Source organism: Rhizobium sp. KDH_Rht_773_N, assembly GCF_052946295.1.
On sequence record NZ_CM129525.1, the window covers coordinates 3777522 to 3799577 of the forward strand.

Annotated in this window: 18 protein-coding genes and 4 pseudogenes; 10 read left to right on the forward strand and 12 right to left on the reverse strand. The window is 63.1% G+C overall.

The window, feature by feature from the left end:
* Positions 1 to 293 precede the first annotated feature (293 nt).
* Both ACU8HS_RS18710 and ACU8HS_RS18715 read left to right on the forward strand, forming a co-directional pair.
* Positions 294 to 737, forward strand: coding sequence for an SRPBCC family protein (locus tag ACU8HS_RS18710; RefSeq protein ID WP_112758622.1), 444 nt, complete (start codon positions 294 to 296; stop codon positions 735 to 737).
* Positions 738 to 909: 172 nt separating this feature from the next.
* Entirely contained in the window at positions 910 to 2316 is a 1407-nt protein-coding gene (locus ACU8HS_RS18715; protein ID WP_112705969.1) for an adenylate/guanylate cyclase domain-containing protein, read from the forward strand.
* 22 nt (positions 2317 to 2338) lie between these two features.
* Here ACU8HS_RS18715 and ACU8HS_RS18720 read toward each other — a convergent pair whose 3' ends face one another.
* Positions 2339 to 2716: a GFA family protein gene (locus tag ACU8HS_RS18720; protein WP_112573497.1), complete on the reverse strand. Its 378-nt coding sequence runs from the start codon at positions 2714 to 2716 to the stop codon at positions 2339 to 2341.
* Positions 2717 to 2818: 102 nt separating this feature from the next.
* On the opposite strand from ACU8HS_RS18720, the pseudogene ACU8HS_RS18725 reads away from it, so the two are divergent.
* A pseudogene (locus tag ACU8HS_RS18725) lies at positions 2819 to 3007 on the forward strand (RDD family protein); the annotation flags it as partial.
* Positions 3008 to 3102: 95 nt separating this feature from the next.
* On the forward strand, positions 3103 to 3537 hold the full coding sequence (locus ACU8HS_RS18730; RefSeq protein ID WP_113500972.1) for a hypothetical protein: 435 nt from the start codon (positions 3103 to 3105) through the stop codon (positions 3535 to 3537).
* Between the two features lie 12 nt (positions 3538 to 3549).
* On the opposite strand, the gene ACU8HS_RS18735 is transcribed toward ACU8HS_RS18730, so the two are convergent.
* A complete protein-coding gene (locus tag ACU8HS_RS18735) occupies positions 3550 to 5466 on the reverse strand; it encodes an adenylate/guanylate cyclase domain-containing protein (RefSeq protein ID WP_447014906.1) in 1917 nt (638 codons plus the stop codon).
* Between the two features lie 1124 nt (positions 5467 to 6590).
* Between ACU8HS_RS18735 and ACU8HS_RS18740 the strand changes: the two genes are divergently transcribed.
* The 3 genes from ACU8HS_RS18740 (at position 6591) to ACU8HS_RS18750 (ending at position 8298) form a co-directional block, all read left to right on the forward strand.
* Positions 6591 to 6827: a DUF3302 domain-containing protein gene (locus tag ACU8HS_RS18740; protein WP_447014907.1), complete on the forward strand. Its 237-nt coding sequence runs from the start codon at positions 6591 to 6593 to the stop codon at positions 6825 to 6827.
* A complete protein-coding gene (locus ACU8HS_RS18745) occupies positions 6824 to 7765 on the forward strand; it encodes an HlyD family secretion protein (RefSeq protein WP_447014908.1) in 942 nt (313 codons plus the stop codon). Before ACU8HS_RS18740 ends, ACU8HS_RS18745 begins: the two co-directional genes overlap by 4 nt.
* Before the next feature lie 197 nt (positions 7766 to 7962).
* On the forward strand, positions 7963 to 8298 hold the full coding sequence (locus ACU8HS_RS18750; protein WP_112566539.1) for a hypothetical protein: 336 nt from the start codon (positions 7963 to 7965) through the stop codon (positions 8296 to 8298).
* Between the two features lie 90 nt (positions 8299 to 8388).
* On the opposite strand, the pseudogene ACU8HS_RS18755 reads toward ACU8HS_RS18750, so the two are convergent.
* The 4 genes and pseudogenes from ACU8HS_RS18755 to ACU8HS_RS18770 all read right to left on the reverse strand — a co-directional run.
* Positions 8389 to 9557, reverse strand: a pseudogene (locus tag ACU8HS_RS18755) (IS481 family transposase); the annotation flags it as partial.
* Between the two features lie 191 nt (positions 9558 to 9748).
* Positions 9749 to 10276, reverse strand: coding sequence for a GNAT family N-acetyltransferase (locus ACU8HS_RS18760; RefSeq protein WP_447014909.1), 528 nt, complete (start codon positions 10274 to 10276; stop codon positions 9749 to 9751).
* Positions 10273 to 10551: a type II toxin -antitoxin system TacA 1-like antitoxin gene (locus ACU8HS_RS18765; RefSeq protein WP_112566565.1), complete on the reverse strand. Its 279-nt coding sequence runs from the start codon at positions 10549 to 10551 to the stop codon at positions 10273 to 10275. The genes ACU8HS_RS18760 and ACU8HS_RS18765 overlap by 4 nt, the downstream gene beginning before the upstream one ends.
* A 268-nt stretch (positions 10552 to 10819) precedes the next feature.
* Positions 10820 to 11577, reverse strand: a protein-coding gene (locus ACU8HS_RS18770) for an IS5 family transposase (RefSeq protein WP_112757072.1) whose coding sequence is annotated in 2 segments (ribosomal slippage) — positions 10820 to 11235 and positions 11235 to 11577 — 759 coding nt in all. Because the reading frame shifts where the segments join, the coding sequence is not laid out codon by codon here.
* 76 nt (positions 11578 to 11653) lie between these two features.
* Here ACU8HS_RS18770 and ACU8HS_RS18775 point away from each other — a divergent pair.
* From ACU8HS_RS18775 to ACU8HS_RS18785, 3 genes and pseudogenes are all read left to right on the forward strand, one after another.
* A pseudogene (locus ACU8HS_RS18775) lies at positions 11654 to 11893 on the forward strand (hypothetical protein); the annotation flags it as partial.
* A 165-nt stretch (positions 11894 to 12058) separates the two neighbouring features.
* Positions 12059 to 13227, forward strand: a pseudogene (locus ACU8HS_RS18780) (IS481 family transposase); the annotation flags it as partial.
* 747 nt (positions 13228 to 13974) lie between these two features.
* The gene (locus tag ACU8HS_RS18785; protein WP_447014910.1) at positions 13975 to 17376 is read left to right on the forward strand and encodes a hypothetical protein; all 3402 of its coding nucleotides are present in this window, start codon (positions 13975 to 13977) and stop codon (positions 17374 to 17376) included.
* Between the two features lie 34 nt (positions 17377 to 17410).
* Here ACU8HS_RS18785 and ACU8HS_RS18790 read toward each other — a convergent pair whose 3' ends face one another.
* From ACU8HS_RS18790 to aroQ, 6 genes are all read right to left on the reverse strand, one after another.
* Entirely contained in the window at positions 17411 to 18238 is an 828-nt protein-coding gene (locus ACU8HS_RS18790) for a shikimate dehydrogenase family protein (protein ID WP_447014911.1), read from the reverse strand.
* Entirely contained in the window at positions 18235 to 19290 is a 1056-nt protein-coding gene (locus tag ACU8HS_RS18795; protein ID WP_447014912.1) for a Gfo/Idh/MocA family protein, read from the reverse strand. The genes ACU8HS_RS18790 and ACU8HS_RS18795 overlap by 4 nt, the downstream gene beginning before the upstream one ends.
* A 108-nt stretch (positions 19291 to 19398) precedes the next feature.
* Positions 19399 to 20127, reverse strand: coding sequence for an amino acid ABC transporter ATP-binding protein (locus tag ACU8HS_RS18800; protein WP_113414628.1), 729 nt, complete (start codon positions 20125 to 20127; stop codon positions 19399 to 19401).
* 79 nt (positions 20128 to 20206) lie between these two features.
* A complete protein-coding gene (locus tag ACU8HS_RS18805) occupies positions 20207 to 20851 on the reverse strand; it encodes an amino acid ABC transporter permease (RefSeq protein ID WP_447014913.1) in 645 nt (214 codons plus the stop codon).
* A gap of 7 nt (positions 20852 to 20858) precedes the next feature.
* Positions 20859 to 21527, reverse strand: coding sequence for an amino acid ABC transporter permease (locus ACU8HS_RS18810; RefSeq protein WP_112566512.1), 669 nt, complete (start codon positions 21525 to 21527; stop codon positions 20859 to 20861).
* Positions 21524 to 21991 carry a type II 3-dehydroquinate dehydratase gene (aroQ, locus tag ACU8HS_RS18815; protein ID WP_447014914.1) on the reverse strand — a complete coding sequence of 156 codons (468 nt, stop codon included), beginning with the start codon at positions 21989 to 21991 and terminating at the stop codon, positions 21524 to 21526. The genes ACU8HS_RS18810 and aroQ overlap by 4 nt, the downstream gene beginning before the upstream one ends.
* Positions 21992 to 22056 lie beyond the last annotated feature (65 nt).

Genomic DNA, 22056 nt, shown 5'->3' on the forward strand with positions numbered 1-22056 from the left:
CGGGCAATGTCGTGCATCCGGAGAGAAGCAAGACTGCCGCGCAGTATATATATCGATGTTTCATTTATTTCCCCCGCGCCCATAAGATGTAATCCGGCGAGCATAACGTGCATTTCTGTCGTTGCTACACGCGCAATGTTGCCGGACGAAATATTGCTGTGGACAGGATCTTTGACGTGCCGGCCCGCCGCACGGGCGAGGGGGGACCAAAAAAATTCCGCCGCGCTGTCGGATCGGCGAAGGCGGCTTCGTCTTTTCTGTATTGCAAAAGCCCAATCCGAAGGAGGATCGTCATGCCGAGCACAATCAGACTGCACCGCGTCCTGGCAACCACGCCGGACAAGGTCTACCGCGCCTTCCTGGAGGCCGATGCCGTGGCCAAATGGCTGCCGCCGAACGGCTTTGCCTGCACGGTTCACCATCTGGAGCCCGCCGTCGGCGGCACGCACCGGATGTCGTTCCGCAACTTCACGACCGGCCACAGCCATTCCTTCGGCGGCGAGTATCTGGAACTCGTGCCGGGCGAGAGGCTGCGTTACACCGACAGGTTCGACGACGCCAACCTGCCGGGCCAGATGGACGTGACCGTCACCCTGACCAGGGTTTCCGTCGGCACCGAAATCAATATCGTGCAGGCCGGCATTCCCGATCTCATCCCGCCGGAGGCCTGCTATCTCGGCTGGCAGGAATCGCTGCGCAACCTGGCGCGGCTGGTCGAGCCCGATATCCAGCAATGAGCGGCGGGCGGCGGGCGGCTCAGGCCACCCGCCCGGCCGCGCCGCTGCCGTCGAGGCAATCGCCGGCGGCCGTTCGTGAGCGGCGCCGGCAATATCCATATTTCCGTTCCGTGATATAATCGCCCTTCGCCCGGCAATATCGGCCGTGGGGTTGCGTGCGGAGGCTTGCGGGATGAGCGAAGTGGAGGGGCTTTTTGCGGCCCTGCGGCAGGCGGCCGACCCTGAGACGGCCGAGCGGATCGAACATGTCGTGCGGCACGGCGGCGACCGCGAGCTCAACCGCATCAACGCGCTCGCTTTTGCGGCCGCCCACCGTCTCGACGAGGAGAAGGTGATCGCCGCCTTCCTCCATGCCGCCCGCATCGGCGCCTTCGAGATGACCTGGAACGTGCTCTGCCCCGGCTGCGGCGGCGTGCTCGATACGGGCGCGACGCTGAAAATGGTCGACCGGGAGGCCTATCATTGCGCGCTCTGCGCGGCCGGCTACGAGCCGACGCTGGACGAGATGGTGGAGGTGACGTTCACCGTCAGCCCGCGCGTGCGCAGGATCGCCGCCCACGAGCCGGACCGGCTGCCGGCGCTCGAATATTACCGGCAGATCTTCTTTTCCTCCGGCGTCGACCTGCCCGACGACCTCGAGGAGCGGTTTTCGCGCATCCTGCTCGAAATGGTCGAGCTCGATCCCGGCGAGCGGGCCTTCGTTTCGCTGCAGCTGCCGCCGCAATTCGTCATCATCTTCGACGCGGTGACGCATTCGGCGCAGTTCATCGACGTGCAGGGCGAGCCGACGGGCGAGCGCCAGGCGCTGTCGATGGTCATCAGCCACGGCCATTCGCCGAACGAAACGCTGGTGCTGCGCCCCGGCTCGCTGCGGCTGACGCTGGAAAACCATACCGACCGGCGCGTGCTGCCCAACGTCTGCATCGCCGGCGACGAGCTGCACGACATTCTCGGCCACAGGCGGCCGTTCCTGACGGCCAAGCGGCTGCTCACCAACCAGAGTTTTCGCGATATCTACCGCACCGATACGCTGGACGTGGACCAGCGGCTGAAGATCACCAGCCTGACCTTCCTCTTCACCGACCTGCGCGGCTCGACGGCGCTTTACGAGCGCGTCGGCGACCTTGCCGCCTTCGACCTGGTGCGCACGCATTTCCGGGTGCTGAACGAGATCGTGGCCTCGGAAGCGGGCGCCGTGGTCAAGACCATCGGCGACGCCGTGATGGCGACCTTCCCGAGCCCGGACCGGGCGGTGGCGGCGGCGCTGCGGATGCGCGAGGCCATGCTGCGGCTGAACGCCGAACGCGGCAGCGAGGACCTGCTCTTGAAGATCGGCATCCACGAGGGGCCGTGCCTTGCCGTCAGCATGAACGACCGGCAGGACTATTTCGGCCAGACCGTCAACATCGCCTCGCGCGTGCAGGGCCTTGCCGAGCCGCAGGTGATCCTGACGACGGAAGCCGTCGTCGGCAACGAGCAGGTGTCCGACATGCTGCGGCAGGGCGGCATCAGCCAGGTCTCGCGCATGGAGGAGCTGCAGGGCATCAGCCGGGAAGTGCGGATTTTCGCGCTGTCGTGAGGCGGCCGGCAGCGGCTGGCGGTCAGCCGAAGCGCAGGTCGAGCCAGGAATGGGCGTTGTCGCCGTAGACGCTCTGGCTGGGCACGAGATCGGAACTCTCCTCGAAACAGCCGAGCGCGATCGCCACCAGCCCCGGCCGGAATTGCGGCTGCCAGTACACGGTCGAGCCGCAGGACGGGCAGAAATGGAAGGTCAGCTCCTTGCCGCTGTCGCCCGTTCTGACATAGGTGCTGGCCTCGCCCGAGACCGCGACATCGGACGCGGCGTAGAAGACGGCAACGCCGAAGGCGGAGCCGGTGCGGCGCTGGCACGACCGGCAATGGCAGGCCGATATTTTCAGCGGCGATCCGCCGGCCGTGGCCGACAGCCTGCCGCAGGAGCATCTCGCCAGGCGCTGCATCGTGTCCCTCCCGTGGAAAGCCTCGCCAATTCGCAAGGCAGGATAATCGACCGGGCGCGATCATGCCAAGGCCGGGCCGGTCCCTGCCGGGCCTGCCGTTTCAAGATCGTGCGCACGATCACGCGACGGATCGGATACGGGGATGCGGTGAAGCCAGGGGAGGAAATGCTGTTCCTGAACGCGTTCTACCGGGCGCAGCGCGAGCATCTGGAGAGTTTGAAACTGTTCGGCAAGCTGCGCGAGGACAAGTATCACGCGCATGCGAAGACAGAGGCGAAGAAGCTGGTTTGAGAGCGGAAGAGGCCGTTTGCCGGCCCTTCAAAGGATGATGTTTGTGGGGGGCTTCGGTTTGGATGCTCGAAAGCCCGCCAGACTGGGGGAAACCGATGACGAAAATCTGTGCCGCGCTGGTCCGGCTGGTGTTGCTTCTGACGCTGTTGCCGATGGCGACAGGACCTGCCGTTCCGGCCCATGCGCAAAGCGCCGATCGCGCGGCCGATTTGCGGCGCGCCCAGGCGGTGCGCCACTCCATCCAGCAACATTGGGTCGTGAACGCGGACCCCAAACTTGACGGTATGCGCGGAACAGCGAGTTTTGAGGTCGATACCGAAGGGCGCCTTGTCGGCAGGCCGGAGGTGAAGCTGACAGGCGGGACCGCAGCCCAGCGTGCTCTGGTCGCACGGAACGTGCAGGCGATCATTCAGAGAGCCTCGCCCTTTGCCGGGCCGTCTGGCATCACCTTTCCCGAGGTGACGAAGTTCAAGTTTTCTTTCCAATTCGATGGGGATGCCAACCGCAACATTTTGCGCAAAGGGAAGTGATCGCGCCTTGCTCTAGCTCTCTCCCGTAAGCTCCCAGATATCCACCTTCTCGGCGCGGCCCTTGACCTGCACCAGCCCGAGCGGGCGGAAGGCGAAGCGGTTTCCCACCGCCGCGCGGATGGCCGCGCTTGCGAGGATCGTGGTGCCGAACTGCTTGTTCAGCCCTTCCAGCCGGGAGGCGACGTTGATCGTGTCGCCCATGGCCGTATATTGCTGGCGCGAGATCGCGCCGAAGCTGCCGACGACGGCGGGGCCGGTGTGCAGGCCGAAGCGGGTGACGAGGGCGGGGCGGCCGGTGCGGCCGTTTTCCGCGTTCAGCGCGTCGACCGCCGCCTTCATGGCAAGCGCGCAGCGGCAGCCGTTTTCGGCGTGCCTCTCATCCTCCACCGGGGCGTTCCACATGACGAAGATGGAATCGCCGAGATATTGCACAACCGTGCCGCCGTGGCGCTCGGCAATCGTGTTGAGGATCTCGAAATAGGCCGAGAGCGTATCGACCACGTCTTCGGGCGAATTGCGTTCGGAGAATGTGGTGAAATCGCGGATATCGGTGAAAAGCGCCGTCACGTCGCGGCGCGAGGCCCTGACGATCGCGCGCCCTTCGGGATTGACGATGCGGCGCACCACTTCGCGCGGCACGTAGAGCGCGAACTGGCGGATGGCGTGGCGGCTGGCGGCAAGGGCGGTCGCCAGCGTGTTGATCTCGGTAATCAGGGAGTGCGAGACGGGCTTTTCGCTGACGTCGAGATCGCCGATCCTGCGCGCCTCGTCGGCCAGCCGGTAGAGGGAGCGGCTGACCCGGCGCGACAGGAGCACGGAGGCGGCCAGCCCCGCGGCCAGGAAGGCGGCGGCGATCAGGAGGTTGTGCAGCAGCAGCCGGTCGGCCTCCGCCACCAGGTCTTCCAGCGGCACGACGATGGCCGCCACGCTGTCGCCGAACAGGCCGGAGACGCCGACGGGGGCGACCTGCACCAGCTGGCGCTCGCCGTCGATTTCGACGCGCGCCACGCCGCCGTTTATAAAGGCCGGGTCGCGGCGCAGCCGTGCCACCGTTTCCAGGCTCGTGTCGAACCCGTCGGTGGTGGTATCGACCGCGACGGCGCCCGCCTCGGCGCTCTTGGCCCAGATGGCGAGCAGGCGCTGCATGGTGGCCGGGTCGGAATGCACGATCAGGTCGTCGTTGCCGTCGACGATATAGGCGCGCGCCCGCGGCGAGATCGCCCGCGCGTTGAGGAGCTGGCTGACGGTGAGCAGGTGGATGTTGAGGCCGACGACGACGGCGGCGTCCTCGCGCAGCGGCGCGGCGATGGTCAGCGTCGGCAGCTGCAGCGTCCCGGCAATATAGGGGCCGACGGAGAGCAGGCCGCCATGCTGCACGGTCTGCCGGTACCAGGGCCGCTCGCGCGGATCGAAGGAGGATTCGACGCTGCGCTCCTCGATCGGCGTAGCTGCGGCGTCGAGGAAACGCAGCGTCGAAACCGGGGCGGGGCCATGGCGGGCGGCGATGGTGCGGATGGCGAAGGCGGCGCCGTCGGGGGCGGCGAGGATGCGGCGCACGTCGCGGCGCTGCGTGTTGATGACCTGCAGGTAGGCGCCGTCGGGATAGCCGGTATAGATGCTGGTGGCGGCGGGCAGGTTGCGCAGCGCTTCCAGGAAGAATTCCAGCTTCGCGTCCATGTCCTGCGGCGGCGGGGAGGCGAGCTGCGGCAGGGTGGCGGCCAGCGTCACCGCCTCGGTGCCGCCCTGCAGCGTGTTGCGGTAGCCCTCGATCAGCCGCAGGCTCATCTCGCGCATCTGCAACATGCCGGCGCTGACGGCGGCCTCGCTGCCGCGGCTGAAGGCCAGCCAGATGATCGGCATGGAGGTGCACAGCAGCGACGCCACGACCAGAACGCCGAGATGCAGCCTTAGAGGTTTGGACCAGCGCACGACATTCCCCCCGAAATGCGGACATGTGCCAGCAGCGAGGCCAGCTAACCGCTTTTTGCCGGGTTAGACAAGCCGCCGATGGGAGTACGCCCTCCGGGCGGCACGCCTTTGCGCGCCCCAAAGGCGCCCCGCCGCCACGGCGAGCGGCCCGAACCGGCCTTTCCCGGCGCAAATGGCGGGCATCGGACTTTGGTCCGATGGAAGCGGGGGCGGGGTCTGTTACATTGATCGCCGCCGGGCGTCGAACCCCGGCACGAAAGGGGTGGCCGACCCTGATCCGGCACGCCCTTTTCATCTTTCTCCAAGGAAACCGCCGATACCCCTCGGCGGCTTCCTGGGCCTTCCCGCAAAGGCGCCGTCACGGCCCGGCAAGCGCGGCGGCAAGTCTGTGTCACACACTTTTCACGCGACTTTTGCCGCTATTCATGTTTATTTCACGCGCCTTACGCGTTCTGGCGGACTGAGCAGATATCAGGGCTCGCGATTGGTATTGTGTGGCGAGCCCTCATAGCTGACCTGAAATCCCGGCCCTCGCGGCCGCTGCCGCCCGCCCGCGTTCCGCACCCGCACCCCGGATGAAGATTGGACAGGGATAGACGCCGCCCGGCGCGGCGAAGCTGCCTGCGGCCTTGATGGCAGACGGACGGATGCGGATCGGGAAGCGGCGGCCGGCGGTGGCGGAGATCAGGCCGCAAGGAATTGAGGGGCTCCCACTCAATACTCGGCAAGCCCCCCGCATCGGTTTCGGTCCTGATAATCCTACTACCGCCGCATAGCTACTTTCGTCGCGTCGAGGCCGATTCGCAATTCATCCAAAAGGGTTAGGCACCAAACGGGCTACGCCTTAAGGCGGAAGGGGCGCGGCGGGGGGCGGGCGGCGCTGCGGCAGGCCCGGTCCGGATCGGCAAAGCGGCGGCGCGGCAGCCGTTGCGCAACGTAAATGCCGGCAGGCGTTTACGGTTGCGTACTTCCCCCGGCCGGGCGCCCGGCTATCGTATGGCCGGACCGGGCCAGGCCAGGCGGGTCAGGAGAAGGCAGGCCAGGGGAGGCAGGCCAAGGGAGAGGGGCCAAGGGAGACGGGCCAAGGGGGACGGGCCAAGGGAGAGGGGCCAAGGGGGAGGGGAATGAGCGGCATCGACCTATTCGCCTGGATCGTGCTGGTTGCCAGCACGGTCTTCGTCGTCGTCTTCATGGCGATGCTTCCCGGCATGATCGCCAGACGGCGCGACCATCCCTGGAAGGAGGCCGCCACCGTCGGCGGCTGGGTGACGCTCTTCCTCGGCTTTGCGCTCTGGCCGCTCGTTCTCATCTGGGCCTATGTCGATATTCCGCGCAGGCACGCGCCGGAGCGCGCGCCATGATCGTCGTCCTGCTCAACGTCTATCTCGCCATCCTCTTCCTGCTGGTGAAGCTGCATATCGTGCGCTTCAACCTGTTCTGGAAGATCTCGCCCGTCATCGTCTTCCTGCTGCTGCTCGTTGGCCTGTTCATTCCCATGGGCTGGGGCGCGCCGCAGGGCCAGGCGCTGGTGGTGCGCAATTCGGTGGCGATCGTGCCCAATGTCGCCGGCGAAGTGACCGAGGTGCCGGTCAAGGCCAATATGGCGCTGAAGGCCGGCGACATATTGTTCCGGATCGATCCGCAGCCCTATCAGGCCAGGCTCGATGCCCTGAAGGCGCAGCTCGGCCTCAACCGGCAGCGGCTGGAAGAGACCACGCGGCTGCAGGCGACGGGGGCGGGGCGCGCCTACGATGTCGAGCAGCGGCAGGCGGAGGTGGAGCAGCTGACGGCCGAGATCGCCGGCGCGCAATGGGATCTCGACAAGACGGTGGTGCGCGCGCCGGCCGACGGCTATGTCACCAATCTGGCGCTGCGGCCGGGCGCGCGCGTCGCCAGCCTGCCGCTTGCGCCGGTCATGGCCTTCATCGATACGTCGGATACGCTGGTTGGCGTGGAGATCGCCCAGATCAACGCCCGCTATGTCGAGCCCGGCCAGCCGGTGGAAATCACCTTCAAGTTCGCGCCGGGCCGCATCCTCACCGGCAAGGTGGAAACGCTCATCCAGGCCGTCGCCGCCGGCCAGGTGCAGACCTCGGGCAGCGCGGTCGCTCCGTCGACGATCCTGACGGCGCCGCTCGTCGTGCGCGTGCGCCTCGACGACCAGGCCTTTTCCGCCAGCCTGCCGGCAGGCGCCACCGGCACGGCGGCGATCTTCACCGGCCATATGAAAGCCCCCCACATCATCCGCCGGGTGGTGCTGCGGCAGGTGGCGATCATGAATTACGTCAATCCGCTGTGAGGGGGGCACTGCGAGGCGGGCCACCGTGAGGCGGGCCACTGCGCGGGCCGGCTTGCGGGGCGGGTGCGCCGAATGGCGGGGCCGGCGGCGGAAAGGCCGCCCGCCGCACGCGATAATTCTCCTGTGGTTGTTTCTCCCCATTACTCGCGCCAGGCGGGCGGCAATGCTAGAAATCGGCCGCTAACTGGGGTTACATCATGAAAAAATTCATTCTCGCCGCGGCCCTTGCCGCGGCCCTCGCGTCCTGCGCGAAACGGCCCGACGCCATCGTGCAGGCCGACATCCCGATGCAGGCCTATACCAATCTCAGCTGCCCGCAGCTGGCCCAGCTCCACACGACGGAAAAGAAGAAGCTCGACGATCTCTCGAAACAGCAGATCTCGGCGGCCAATGGGGACGCGTTCGGCGTGTTCCTGGTCGGCGTGCCGATCGGCAGCGTGGCCGGCGGGGACAAGGAGGGCGAGGTTGCCGTGTCGAAGGGCAAGGTTTCGGCGATGGAGAGTGCGGCGCTGTCGAAGGGGTGCAAGTTGTAGGTGAGGGGTGTGGGGATGCGGAGTGGGGTGGCGCCGGCGGAGTGTCGAGGCGGCAACCCTCTCCACCCTCATCTCTGTGCTTGTTGTAAAGCCCGGAAACATACCTGACAGATGTTCGGAGACATACCTGACAGTCAGTCCTGGCTTTTGAGGTTGATTTTTGCGACCTGCGTTGCGCCGAAGAAGACGCCGTAGAGACCGTCTTGCTGGAGCGGTCGGATGGCGAGGGGTTCGGATCTGAAGGCGTTGGGCACGCGCCAGAAGCGTCCCTTGAAGCTGACATAGCCCTTGGTCGCTCCGACGCGGCGCACGATGTCCGAGCTGTCATAGACCGGTTCGGGCAGGCGGTCGGGAAAGGGGCGCGGCGACGGCCTGTAGCGGCTGGCCGGCACGGCCATGTCGATGCCCTGATGGGGACGGCGATGGTTGTAGATGTCGCGCCAGCGGTCGAAGGCGCGCTGCGCCTGGGCGTGGCTGGCGAGGGCTGCAAAGTCGAAGACCTCGGCCTTGAGGCTGCGGTGGAAGCGCTCGTTCTTGCCGCGGCCCTGGGGATGGTAGGGCCTGGCATGGATGACGTCGATGCCGAGCTTGAGCAGCCAGATGCGCAACCGTGTCCATTGATTGGGCACGCCGGTGCCCCATGGCGGGCCGTTGTCGGTATAGATGGCCATCGGCAGGCCGTGGCGGCGCAGGATGGGCTCCAGCCGGGCGCGGACGGTCTGCATGCGCTCGTCGGCGCAGGCTTCGAGCCCGACGGCGAAGCGGGAATGGTCGTCGATGATGGTCAGGGGATGGCACCACAGGCCCGAGACGAGTTGCGTGCGCCCCTTGAAGTCCATCTGCCAGAGCAGATTGGGCGCCTCGCGTTCGAAACGGCCGAGCGCCGGCTGCCCGCCCCTCTGGGGCATGATGCGGTCGTGACGCACCAGGATGGCATGGACGGTGGAAGCAGATGGCGGCGCCGTTCCCAAATCCTGCAGCCGGCGGGCGATCTTGCGCGCGCCCCAGGCCGGATGTTCGTCACGGATGGCGAGCACCGCGCCCTCGAGACCGGCTGCGGTACGCCGTGGGCTCGCATGCGGCCGGCGCGATCGGTCCTCCACCGGCTCGCCCGCCTGCAGGCGCCGCAGCCAGACATAGCCCGTCTGCCGGCTGATGCCGAAACGCTGGCAAAGCTGAGAGACGTTCGCCCCTTCAAGCCCGGCCAGCCGACAGAATTCCAAACGCTCATCCACAACAGACCTCGACCGCCAAACCATCCAAACCTCCCGAGAAACCATCTCGGAAGTGTCAGGTATGTCTCCGAACATCTGTCAGGTATGTATCAAGGCCGTACACTTGTCACAGAGATCCAGCCACCGCGCGTCTGCGCGGTGAATGACTCAATTGTAGCGATGGAAATAGTCTACAGGCACGAGCAACCGTTGAGGAGTGCAAATCGCGCCTCCCTTTACAGCAGACCTTTGGCGCGCAAATCAGGGGCAAAGGTTGCAAGTGGCATGACGAGGGTCAGCGGCCTTTCTTGTAGCGGTTCGGCTCCGAAAGAAGCGTACCAGTTGGCGGCGCGTTCGCTCTTTGCGTCGATAATCAGGAGAATACCACCGCCTTCACCGGCGAGCCGCAGGCAACGCAAGGCTGCTGCGGCAAGGAGTTGTCCTCCCAATCCCTGCCCCGCCATGGCACGGTCTGTTGCCAGACGGGCAAGCTTGAAGCCCGGTACGTCATGGCGTGCCAGCCCTCTCGTCATTGGTGCGGGTACGGTCTCATGCGCTACAGACGAGGGCGCTATCGTGTAAAAACCAAGGATGCGGTTTGGTATTGCATTATCGACTGCACAGAAGGTCTTGGCTGCATTCTGCTCATGGCTCTGTCGTGCAAAGCGTTGCAGAAACTCGTTCATCTGCGCATCGCCACAATCAAAGGAAGCCCGATGATGAGATTTTTTGATCGGTTCCTCATGCCATTGCGGAATGCTCATAGAGTATCCGGCAGTGCTGCGATAGCAGCACGCAGCTTGGCATTCGGCTTGGGTGGGTTTTCCAGCAGATTGAGGATGCGCAGATAGTCCCGTTCCGATACCTTGACGACTTCGGCTTCGGCAATCACCGCCTCTGCTTCTCGTAGCGCGGATTGTGTCACGAAATTGGTTAGATCGGTATTGCGCAACATGGCTGCCCGCAACAGCTTGGCTTTCGCTGTCGCTGCAATACGCAGGCTCATGCGCTCGTTATCTTCGATTGCTGCTCTTGGCATGGAAGCCTCCATTCATACGACTTTAAGAGTATGGGAATTGAGGCTCCATGTCAATCTGTACGCTTTCAATGCGCACACGGCGGCATTCGCATTCGTGGAAACTAGAATTTTTACGAGGAGGCATTTAAGTCCCTGAACCGCCCCGAACACAGCAACCCAAAACCGCTGGAGCGAACTCAAAACCGGATAAAACTTGGGGGCAAGGTCAAACGGCCTGACGCCATCGTGCAGGCCGACATCCCGATGCAGGCCTAGGACCGATCGACATTCAAGCCATCCACATCATTGCGGCGGCGAGATGGACGAAGCCTTGGAAGTGAATGGTTCTGCGTTCGTAGCGCGTTGCGAAACGGCGAAAGTGCTTCATGCAGCCGAAGCAGCGCTCGATGCGGTTGCGGTTTATGTAGATCGCTTCATCATGGTCGATGATGATCTTTCGCGTTCGATTTGACGGGATGACCGCTTCGGCTCCCATGGTCGCGATGATCGCGCGCAAGGCGTTGCTGTCATAGGCTTTGTCGGCCAGAACGGCCTCGGCGGCTTGCCCATCCAGAAGTGCAGGTGCCTGTGTGATGTCGCCGACCTGGCCCGCCGTTATGATGAACCGCAGCGGTCGGCCCAACGCATCGGCCAGCATGTGAATCTTGGTGGTCAGTCCACCTCGGGAACGCCCCAGCGCCTGATCCTTGGCCCCCCTTTTCCGGAGGCCGCCTGCTGATGGGCACGAACGATCGTGCTGTCGATCATCAGGTATTGGTTGTTGCGATCGGCCGTCAGCGTCTCGAAGACACGCTCCCAGACACCGGCATGGCACCAGCGACTGAAGCGCTTGTGCACCGTCTTCCACTTGCCATAGCGCTCGGGCAAGTCACGCCAGTGCGCGCCTGAGCGCAACACCCAGAGGCAACCATTGATAAAAATACGGTTGTCCGCACCGGTTCGACCGGGATCACCAACCTTACCCGGAAGCAACGAGGCGATCTTCTCCCACTGTCCGTCGCTCAGTTCATACCGCTTCGCCGCCATCCACAGGTCTCCGTGATCATCACGGCAGCCTATGAATCACTCAGCAACTGATTTGGGAATCCTGAATGTCGATCGATCCTACACCAATCTCAGCTGCCCGCAGCTGGCCCAACTCCACACGACGGAAAAGAAGAAGCTCGACGATCTCTCGAAACAGCAGATCTCGGCAGCCAATGGAGACGCTTTCGGCGTGTTCCTGGTCGGCGTGCCGATCGGCAGCGTGGCCGGCGGGGACAAGGAGGGCGAGGTTGCCGTGTCGAAGGGGAAGGTTTCGGCGATGGAGAGTGCGGCGCTTTCGAAGGGGTGCAAGTTGTAGGTGAGGGTGTGGGGATGCGGAGTGGGGTGGCGCCGGCAAGAGCGGCGAGGCGGCCGCAACCCTCTCCACCCTCATCTCTGTGCTTGTTGTACGGCCTTGATACATACCTGACAGATGTTCGGAGACATACCTGACACTTCCGAGATGGTTTCTCGGGAGGTTTGGATGGTTTGGCGGTCGAGGTCTGTTGTGGATGAGCGTTTGGAATTCTGTCGGCTGGCCGGGCTTGAAGGGGCGAACGTCTCTCAGCTTTGCCAGCGTTTCGGCATCAGCCGGCAGACGGGCTATGTCTGGCTGCGGCGCCTGCAGGCGGGCGAGCCGGTGGAGGACCGATCGCGCCGGCCGCATGCGAGCCCACGGCGTACCGCAGCCGGTCTCGAGGGCGCGGTGCTCGCCATCCGTGACGAACATCCGGCCTGGGGCGCGCGCAAGATCGCCCGCCGGCTGCAGGATTTGGGAACGGCGCCGCCATCTGCTTCCACCGTCCATGCCATCCTGGTGCGTCACGACCGCATCATGCCCCAGAGGGGCGGGCAGCCGGCGCTCGGCCGTTTCGAACGCGAGGCGCCCAATCTGCTCTGGCAGATGGACTTCAAGGGGCGCACGCAACTCGTCTCGGGCCTGTGGTGCCATCCCCTGACCATCATCGACGACCATTCCCGCTTCGCCGTCGGGCTCGAAGCCTGCGCCGACGAGCGCATGCAGACCGTCCGCGCCCGGCTGGAGCCCATCCTGCGCCGCCACGGCCTGCCGATGGCCATCTATACCGACAACGGCCCGCCATGGGGCACCGGCGTGCCCAATCAATGGACACGGTTGCGCATCTGGCTGCTCAAGCTCGGCATCGACGTCATCCATGCCAGGCCCTACCATCCCCAGGGCCGCGGCAAGAACGAGCGCTTCCACCGCAGCCTCAAGGCCGAGGTCTTCGACTTTGCAGCCCTCGCCAGCCACGCCCAGGCGCAGCGCGCCTTCGACCGCTGGCGCGACATCTACAACCATCGCCGTCCCCATCAGGGCATCGACATGGCCGTGCCGGCCAGCCGCTACAGGCCGTCGCCGCGCCCCTTTCCCGACCGCCTGCCCGAACCGGTCTATGACAGCTCGGACATCGTGCGCCGCGTCGGAGCGACCAAGGGCTATGTCAGCTTCAAGGGACGCTTCTGGCGCGTGCCCAACGCCTTCAGATCCGAACCCCTCGCCATCCGACCGCTCCAGCAAGACGGTCTCTACGGCGTCTTCTTCGGCGCAACGCAGGTCGCAAAAATCAACCTCAAAAGCCAGGACTGACTGTCAGGTATGTCTCCGAACATCTGTCAGGTATGTTTCCGGGCTTTACACTTGTCACAGAGATCCAGCCACCGCGCGTCTGCGCGGTGAATGACTCAATTGCAGCGATGGAAATAGTCTACTCTGCCGAATGATTTGGGCAGTCTGGATTCTGGTGGCAAGCACGGGAATTGTCTGTGTGATCGATGCTTTACTATCGGAGAATCTGGGATCGAACTCTGAGATGGCCGTGAGGGTAGGAGGGCGATGCCGCAACCGCAGATGCGTCGCGATTTTTCGGCAATCATGGCTTGCGGTTGATGGGGAACTGGGCCGATAACGAGTGAATCAGCAATGCTTGTTTGATAGCGTACGAATCAACTGAATAAAGGCATAGCTCGAACCACCAATTCCTGATCATGTTCGACGTCACATCAGACGAAATCGCCCGACTTAACGACACAGACCTAAGGGAGCTCGTCGGACGTTTGTGCGAGGCTGAGCTTTCAAGTCGGGGCCTCTCGCCTGCGGCCGTAACGTGGGGTGGCAATCAGACTGCAGCTGATGGTGGCCTTGATGTTCGCGTGGCGTTAAATCCGAAAGCGGCCATTGACGGATTCGTTCCGCGCGCATCGACAGGCTTTCAAGTAAAGACGCCAGATATGCCGAGGGTAGCAATCCTAGACGAAATGCGTCCGGCCGGCACTATCCGACCGGTCATCCAAGAACTCGCAGACGAGGCTGGGGCCTACATTATCGTCAGCTCACATGGTTCCACGGCCGACGCCCCCCTTCGTAATCGGCGAAGCGCGATGCGCGAAGCATTGACTGGCGTTACCAATGCCGACAGGCTTGAAATCGACTTTTATGATCGCACGCGATTGGCGACTTGGGTAAGACGTCATCCTGGTCTCATAACATGGGTAAAGGAGCGTGTAGGGCGCTCCTTTACCGGTTGGCGACCTTATGGGCCCTGGAGCGGTGCCGCAGAAGGCCCCGACTCGGAATATTTGCTCGACGAAAAGCTCCGCCTTCATCTGGGCAATTATCGCGATTCCATTGCGCAGTCAGTGGCAGCTGCAATCGATGAGCTGCGTGACGAGCTTGCACAAGTTGGGAAGGTGGTTCGGCTTGTCGGTCTCTCAGGTGTGGGCAAGACCAGATTTGTTGAGGCGTTGTTTGACGCCCGGATCGGATCCCGTCCGTTGCCGCCTTCGCTTGCTGTTTACACCAACCTCAATGACAATCCAGATCCGCAGCCGACTAGCCTTGCATCGGATCTAATCGCGACCCGCACACGCGCGGTTCTTATTGTGGATAATTGTCCTCCAGATCTACATCGCCGGCTCTCAGAACTCTGCACCGCACCTACCAGTACGATCAGCGTGCTCACCGTCGAGTACGACGTGCGCGACGACCAACCCGAAGGAACCCAGGTCGTTACCCTCGACACATCGTCGCCCGACCTGATCGAGAAGCTGGTGGCGCGGCGCTACCCGTATCTTTCCCAAGTCGATGCGCGCACCATCGCCGAGGCCTCCGGCGGGAATGCAAGGATCGCAATTGCTCTCGCCAACACTGTCGAGCGATCAGAATCCATTGCCGGCCTTTCGGATGATGAGCTTTTCCAACGTCTGTTCCGTCAGCGACACGATCCTAACGACGCATTGTTGCATGCGGCACAGACTTGCTCACTCATTTATTCTTTCCAGGGAGAGGCGTTCACAGGGGAGGAGGCGGAATTGCCGCGCCTAGCGCTGCTCTCTGGTCAAACACCTCAGCAACTGTATCGCCATGTCGGTGAGTTGCTTCGCCGAGACCTCATCCAGCAGCGAGGCGTTTGGCGGGCAATACTGCCACACGCTATCGCAAACCGGCTGGCAGCGCGCGCTCTAGATGACATTCCGTATGATCTTATAAATGAGCAAATTGTGATCGGTGGGACAGAGCGCCTGGCTCGCTCTTTCTCACGACGACTATCGTTCCTGCATGACCATCCTAGATCGATCGCCATAGTTGAGCGATGGCTTGCACCCGGGGGACTCCTTGGAGATGTAACTGTTCTGAACGAGATCGGCCGTGCGATGTTTAAGAATATCGCTCCAGTCCTGCCTGAGGCGACACTCACGGCCTTGGAGCGGGCGGGCAGTCGCAATGCAGAGGAGGCAACGCGGGTGTGCCGGCAGCACCGGCATCTGTTGCGATCTTTGGCCTATGACCCCGTCCTGTTTGAACGGAGTTGCTTCCTACTCGTGCAGGCCGCCACGCAAAGCGCCCACGACCAGCATTCGAAAGAGGTTTCGGATACTTTTGTTTCTCTATTCACCATTCACCTTTCTGGAACACATGCGACCATCGAACAGCGGCTACGTGTGATCGAGGACCTTCTTCGCTCAGAGGAATCAACGCGGCGTTCACTTGGCTTGAGGGCATTGGACAACGTTTTAAGGACGACACATTTCGGCGCGGTTTATGGTTTCGAGTTTGGGGCACGTTCGCGCGACTACGGCTACTGGCCTCAGGGCGATGAGGACGTAGCCAACTGGTATAAAGCAGCGCTAACGCTAATCGATCGACTGGCGCTCGCCGAGGGCATACTCAAGCCAGATATGCGCCGTCTGCTGGCAAGGAATTTCCGCGGTTTGTGGGTCTCTGTACAAATACTTGATGAACTGGAAGATTTGTCTCTGAGGTTCGCAAAGGAGTGGTTCTGGCGTGATGGATGGCTGGCGTGCCGTCAAACGATCCGTTTCGACACAGCGCGGCTCTCCTTAGAAAGCGTTTCAAGGTTGAGCGCTTTGGAGGCGAAGCTGAGACCTTCAAACCTTCAGGAACGAGTCCATGCGATCGTACTAGGCGCCTGGTCCAGCGGGCTTGACCTTGACGATATGGAGCCCGATGACGGTACTGCGAGCCGATATGAGCGGCTTGAGACGATGGCCTACGAACTTGGCGTTGAAGTTGCCGATGACGATACGGTGTTGGCAGAGCTTTTACCCTCGCTGTTACGCGGTGGAATCAGAGTTGTATCATTCGGCCGAGGGCTTGCCGGCGCGTCGAAGGATCACCGCGCTACATGGGCAACACTGCTAGGACACCTTGGACGGCTTCCGTTGGAGCAGCAGAACGTCGAGCTACTCAGAGGATATCTTGCCGAACTTTGGCAACGGGGATGCGATCTGGTGCAGGAATTTCTTGATGCAGCGTTTGATCAGCCCGTCCTGCTCCCGTTCGTTCCAGAACTACATTTCGCTGTAGGTCTCGATGTGCGCGGCGTCGATCGCCTAAAGCGAGCGCTTAGTTCCGGTTATGCGCCAATTGGAAAGTATCGAGGTCTGGCGTACGGACGAGCGACGGACCAACTGCCGGGTAAGGACTTAAGAGATCTACTTCTTCTCATCATGCAACAACCTGGCGGTTTTGACGTTACATTAGAAATACTCTCCACGCATTTCCACTTAGAGAGATCAGAAAGGCAGAAATACGAACCGGAACTTATCCAGGCCGGTCAAGAGCTTCTGCGACAAGTTAAGTTCACGAAGGACAACCGAAGTGATGACTACCGATTAGCACTCATCGCACGAGGTTGCCTGACGGAACCGGAGGCTGGACCGATCGCGGCAGCCGTTGCTACCCGGTTGAGTAAAGCTGTCGCGGCCCATGAAGCTCACTCCTATGACAACGATGGTCTGCTTGGAGCGTTGCTCGGCGCCCAACCAATTGCAGTTTTGGACGCCCTGTTCGAAAGCAAATTGCATATGGGTGATGCTAGCTTAGGCGTCTTTGACTATCTTCATGATCATCGCACTAACCCCGCAGACGAAATTCCTTGTGCTGTGCTTATCGATTGGTGTGATCAAGACCCCAGCATCCGCTATCCAATTGCGGCCTCATTCGTAACATTCGCGTGCCAGATCGAGGGAGGCCAGGAATGGGACTTTTCTGAACACGCTAAGGCCCTCCTTGTTCACGCTCCCGACTTCAGAAGCGTATTGACGGTGTTTATCGAGCGGTTCCATCCGACGAGTTGGAGCGGATCATTGGCTGCGCGGATGGAGACGAATGCGCGCTTGTTGGATAAGTTAGACGGCATAATTTCGACCGAACATATGTCGTTTGTGATTGATGCAAGAGATCGGCTTGCGCAGGACATTGCCCAACAACGTGAATGGGAGACCAAACGGGACCGTGACCGAGACGAGCGGTTCGAATGAGTTAATCACCCTGCCACGCACACCTATCCCCACATCACAACCGCGCCACCCGCCTCAAATGCTCCGCCGTCGTCGTGCCAAACCCGAAAAACTCCAAATACGCCGGTATCTGCTCGAACAGCATATCCGTCCCCACCTGATACCGGCACCCTCTCTCCCGCGCGGCCGCCAGAAACGGCGTGATCTCCTCCTTCATCACCACTTCGCCCACGAAAGTTCCGGCCGAGAGCCTGTTCACGTCCACCGGCAGCGGGTCGTCCTTGCGCATGCCGAGCGGGGTGGCGTTGATGACGATGTCGAAGCCTTCGGGGTCGCTGGTGCCTGATGTGACCGGGGTGGCGGGGTACCAGGTGTTGAGGCGGGCCTTCAGGCCTTCCAACGCCGCCTTGTTGTCGTCGTGGAGGGCGAGGTGGGCGATTTCGGCGGCGGCGAGGGAGGCCGCTATGGCCGAGCCGACGCCGCCGGCGCCGATGATGAGGGCTCTGGCGCCTGTGATCTGCTGGCCCTTGCGCTTGAGGCCGCGCACGAAACCTTCGCCGTCGAACATGTCGCCGATCAACTTGCCGTCGGGGCCGAGCTTGATGGCGTTGCAGGAGCCGGCGACGCGGGCGTTGGTGGAGATCTCGTCCAGCAGGTGCATGGTCGGGATCTTGTGCGGCATGGTGACGAGGGCGCCGTGGATATTGGTCAGGCGGAAGAGCAGCCTGACGAAGGCGGGGTAATCTTCCGGCCGGCAGCCCATGGGCATGACGACGGCGTCGATGCCCTGTTCCTCGAAATAGGGGTTGTAGATCAGCGGCGCCTTGAAGCTTTCCGTCGGGTAGCCGAGATGGGCGATCAGCTTTGTGGTGCCGGAAATCATGATGCCTGACCTTTTAGGAAAATAGTCCTTCCCGTGCGGGCGGAAGCCTTGATCGCCTCGATCACCTCGAGCGTCGCCAGCCCCTCGCGGCCGCTGACGAGGGGGGCGGCGGTGCCTTCGACGACATCGCAGAAGTGCTGGAGCTGCAGGGTCAGCGGGTCGGCCGGCGTGACGGGCAGGCGCTCTCTTGTCAGTTTCTCGCGCCAGTCGGGGCGGGTCTCGTTGGTCCAGAGCGCAAGATCGGGGATGGTGAGCGCGCCTTGCGTGCCGCCGATCTGGTAGCAGAACTGGTCCTCGCGCGGGAAGGCGGGGTTTTCGCCCGAGGTCCGCTCCCAGCTCCAGGGCGAGGGCACGGCGTCGGATGCGCTCAGCGTAGCGAGCGCGCCGCCGGCAAAGCGCAGGAGCACGGTGGCGGTGTCTTCCACCGCATGGCCGCGCGCGGCATTGCTTTCCATCGCATGCACGCTTTCGACCTCGCCGATCAGATGGCGCAGGAGATCGACATCGTGGATGAGGTTGATGAAGATCGGCCCGGCGCCCGGTTCGCGCCGCCATGCCGCCTCGAAATAGTCCTCGGGCTTGGCGACCCAGAAGCTGGCATGCACGGCGCGGATGCGGCCGAGCCGGCCGCTTTCGACGAGGCGCCTGGCCGCGGCGATGATCGGGTTGTGGCGGCGGTGGTGGCCGGTGAGGATGGGCACGCCCGCCGATTCCGCCCTGGCGACGAGGGAGGCTGCGGCGGCCGCATCGTCGGCGATCGGCTTTTCGATGAGCATCGGCAGGCCGGCCGCCAGCGCCTCCAGCGCGTTTGCCACATGCAGCTGATTGGGCGTGGCAATGATGACGCCATCGGGGATGACGCCGCCCGCCAGCGCTTCGGCAAGGCTTGCAAACCAGGGCAGGCCGTTCCTTGCGGCTTCCTCGCGCGCGGCGGGCGAGGGGTCGATGACGGCGGCAAGCGCCGTGCGCGGCTCGGCCAGCACGCCTTCGATATGGCGCCTGCCGATCAGCCCGGCGCCCATGACCGCGATTGCGAGGGGGCGTTGTGACATGCAGCTTCTCCCTTTGAGGCGACCGGAGCATCGCCTTCAATGCTCCAGCTCATTGTTTTTTCCGCAATTCCGGACGCAAAACCGCTGCACACTTTTGCTGGAATTGCTCTAGTGGCGCAGGATCTCGCCGAGGAACTTGCGGGTGCGCTCGTGGCGGGGGTTGGTGAAGAATTCGGCCGGGGCCGCCTCTTCCACGATCGCCCCGCTTGCCATGAAGATCACCCGGTTGGCGACCTGGCGGGCAAAGCCCATTTCATGGGTCACGCAGATCATCGTCATGCCTTCCTCGGCCAGGCTGATCATCGTATCCAGCACTTCCTTGACCATTTCCGGATCGAGCGCCGAAGTCGGCTCGTCGAAGAGCATCACCTTGGGGCGCATGCAGAGCGCGCGCGCGATCGCCACGCGCTGCTGCTGGCCGCCGGAAAGCTGCACCGGATATTTCTCCGCCTGTTCGGAGATCTTGACGCGGGCCAGCAGGGTGCGGGCGCGCTCCTCGGCTTCGGCCTTGGTGACGCCCAGCGCCCGCATCGGCGCCAGCATGCAGTTCTGCAGCACGGTCAGGTGCGGGAAGAGGTTGAACTGCTGGAAGACCATGCCGACCTCGCGCCTGATGGCGTCGATCGCCCTGGCCTGGTTGCCGAGCAGGATGCCGCCGACGCGGATCTCGCCCTTCTCGTAGGTTTCCAGATGGTTGATGCAGCGGATCAGCGTCGATTTTCCGCTGCCGGAGGGGCCGCAGAGCACGATGCGCTCGCCCCGGCGCACGTCGATATTGATATCGTGCAGGGCCTGGAAGGCGCCGTACCATTTTTCCACATGGCGCATGGTGATCATGGTTTCGGAGGAGGGTGCGGGTGCGTTGCTCATGGTGTCTGGGTTCATGGTGTCTGGTCCAGTTCGTGAGGGCGCGGCGTCAGCGCGCGTGGGCCGCGTTGAAGCGGCGCTCCAGGCGGGCGCCGAGAATGGTCAGCGGGCAGCACATCAGGAAATAGAGGATGCCGACGATGCCGAAGACGGTGAGCGGCTGGAAGATCTGGTTGGAGATGATGTTGCCGGCCCGCGTCAGCTCCGTGAAGCCGACGATGGAGGCGAGCGACGTGCCCTTGATGAGCTGCACGAGGAAGCCGATCGTGGCCGGCAGCGAAATGCGGATCGCCTGCGGCAGGATCACGTCCTTCATGCGCGAGACATATTTGAGGCTGAGCGCCTTGGCCGCCTCCGTCTGGCCGCGCGGCACGGCCTCGATCGCGCCGCGCCAGATCTCGCCGAGATAGGCGCTGGCATGCAGCGTCAGGCCGATCGCCACCGCCTCCCAGGCATCGAGCTTGAAGCCGATCAGCGCCAGCCCGTAATAGGTGACGAAGAGCTGCATCAGAAGCGGCGTGCCCTGGAAGACGGCGATATAGGCGGCCATGACGCGCTCCATGAGCGGGTTGCCGCGGGTGCGCGCCAGCGCCACGGCAAGGCCGGCAACGCAGCCGCAGACGAAGCCGACGGCCGACAGGAGCACGGTCCATTTCAGGCCGATCAGAAGGAAGGTGAATTCTTCGCTGCCCATGGCGCCCTCACTTGACCGGATAGGTGAAATAACGGGCCGAGAAAAACGCGAAGAGGCGCATCATCAGCCAGGAAATGACGAGGTAGAAGACGGTGATGGTGAAATAGACCTCGAAGCTGCGGAAACTGTCGGATTCGATGCGCTGCGCCACCGAGGTCAGCTCATAGGCCGAGATGGCCGAGCAGATGCTGGTCGAGAGCGTCAGCAGCACGAACTGGCTGGTGAGCGACGGGTAGATCGCCCGCAGCGCCGGCTTCAGGATGATGAGGCGGAAGACCTGCACCTTGTGCAGGCCGAGTGCGAGGCCGGCTTCCATCTGGCCGCGCGGGATGGATTGCACGCCGCCGCGGATGATCTCGATCGCATAGGCGCCGCCATTGATGCCGAGCGCGATGATTGCCGTCGGCGTCGGGGCGAGCCGGATGCCGATCAGCGGCAAGGCGAAGAAGAGGAAGAAGATCTGCACCAGGAAGGGCGTGTTGCGGATGAGCTCGACGAAGCCGATCACCAGCCAGCGCAGCGCCTTGACATGCGAATCCCTCAGCGCCACGCCGCCGATGCCGATGACCACGGCAAGCGCCATGCCGCAGATGGCCAGCAGGAAGGTGCCGAGACAGCCGAGCAGCAGGCTCGGCATGCCGTCGATGACGGGGGTGAAATCCAGTTGGTAGTTCATGCTGTCCTTGCCGCTTTCGCCATATCCGCGTCCACCATTCCCGACATTGCCTCTATCGCCAGCTCGTAGCCGCGGGCGCCGAAGCCGATCAGGATGGCGGTGGCAACGCGCGAGACGAGCGATTTGTGATAGATTTCCTCGCGGGCATGGACGTTGGAAATATGCAGCTCGATCTTCGGCGCATCGAAGGTCTTGAGCGCATCGAGAAGGGCAATCGAGGTGAAGGTGTAGCCGGCGGGATTGATGATGATGCCGCAGGCTCGCCCGCGGGCCTGATGCACGCTTTCCACCAGCTCGCCCTCGAAATTCGTCTGGCGGAAATCGATCGCAAAGCCGAGGCTTTCAGCCTTTGCCGCGCATTTTTGCCGGATATCGGCAAGCGTGGTGGCGCCGTAAATATGCGGCTCGCGCTCGCCGAGCAGGTTGAGGTTCGGTCCGTTGAGGACGAAGATGGTTCTGGTCATGTCGCGCACCTCGAACGGGGCTGGGTCTCTGGCTCCGGTCGTCATCCTCGGGGCAGGCCCGAGGA

Coding starts and splice junctions, on each gene's coding strand:
- ACU8HS_RS18805 (WP_447014913.1), bottom strand. CDS start 20,851: ATGGGCAGCGAAGAATTCACCTTCCTTCTGATCGGCCTGAAATGGACC.
- ACU8HS_RS18785 (WP_447014910.1), top strand. CDS start 13,975: ATGCGCGAAGCATTGACTGGCGTTACCAATGCCGACAGGCTTGAAATC.
- ACU8HS_RS18745 (WP_447014908.1), top strand. CDS start 6,824: ATGATCGTCGTCCTGCTCAACGTCTATCTCGCCATCCTCTTCCTGCTG.
- ACU8HS_RS18715 (WP_112705969.1), top strand. CDS start 910: ATGAGCGAAGTGGAGGGGCTTTTTGCGGCCCTGCGGCAGGCGGCCGAC.
- ACU8HS_RS18730 (WP_113500972.1), top strand. CDS start 3,103: ATGACGAAAATCTGTGCCGCGCTGGTCCGGCTGGTGTTGCTTCTGACG.
- ACU8HS_RS18740 (WP_447014907.1), top strand. CDS start 6,591: ATGAGCGGCATCGACCTATTCGCCTGGATCGTGCTGGTTGCCAGCACG.
- ACU8HS_RS18800 (WP_113414628.1), bottom strand. CDS start 20,127: ATGATCACCATGCGCCATGTGGAAAAATGGTACGGCGCCTTCCAGGCC.
- ACU8HS_RS18810 (WP_112566512.1), bottom strand. CDS start 21,527: ATGAACTACCAACTGGATTTCACCCCCGTCATCGACGGCATGCCGAGC.
- ACU8HS_RS18720 (WP_112573497.1), bottom strand. CDS start 2,716: ATGCAGCGCCTGGCGAGATGCTCCTGCGGCAGGCTGTCGGCCACGGCC.
- ACU8HS_RS18710 (WP_112758622.1), top strand. CDS start 294: ATGCCGAGCACAATCAGACTGCACCGCGTCCTGGCAACCACGCCGGAC.
- aroQ (WP_447014914.1), bottom strand. CDS start 21,991: ATGACCAGAACCATCTTCGTCCTCAACGGACCGAACCTCAACCTGCTC.
- ACU8HS_RS18765 (WP_112566565.1), bottom strand. CDS start 10,551: ATGCCAAGAGCAGCAATCGAAGATAACGAGCGCATGAGCCTGCGTATT.
- ACU8HS_RS18750 (WP_112566539.1), top strand. CDS start 7,963: ATGAAAAAATTCATTCTCGCCGCGGCCCTTGCCGCGGCCCTCGCGTCC.
- ACU8HS_RS18760 (WP_447014909.1), bottom strand. CDS start 10,276: ATGAGCATTCCGCAATGGCATGAGGAACCGATCAAAAAATCTCATCAT.
- ACU8HS_RS18790 (WP_447014911.1), bottom strand. CDS start 18,238: ATGATTTCCGGCACCACAAAGCTGATCGCCCATCTCGGCTACCCGACG.
- ACU8HS_RS18795 (WP_447014912.1), bottom strand. CDS start 19,290: ATGTCACAACGCCCCCTCGCAATCGCGGTCATGGGCGCCGGGCTGATC.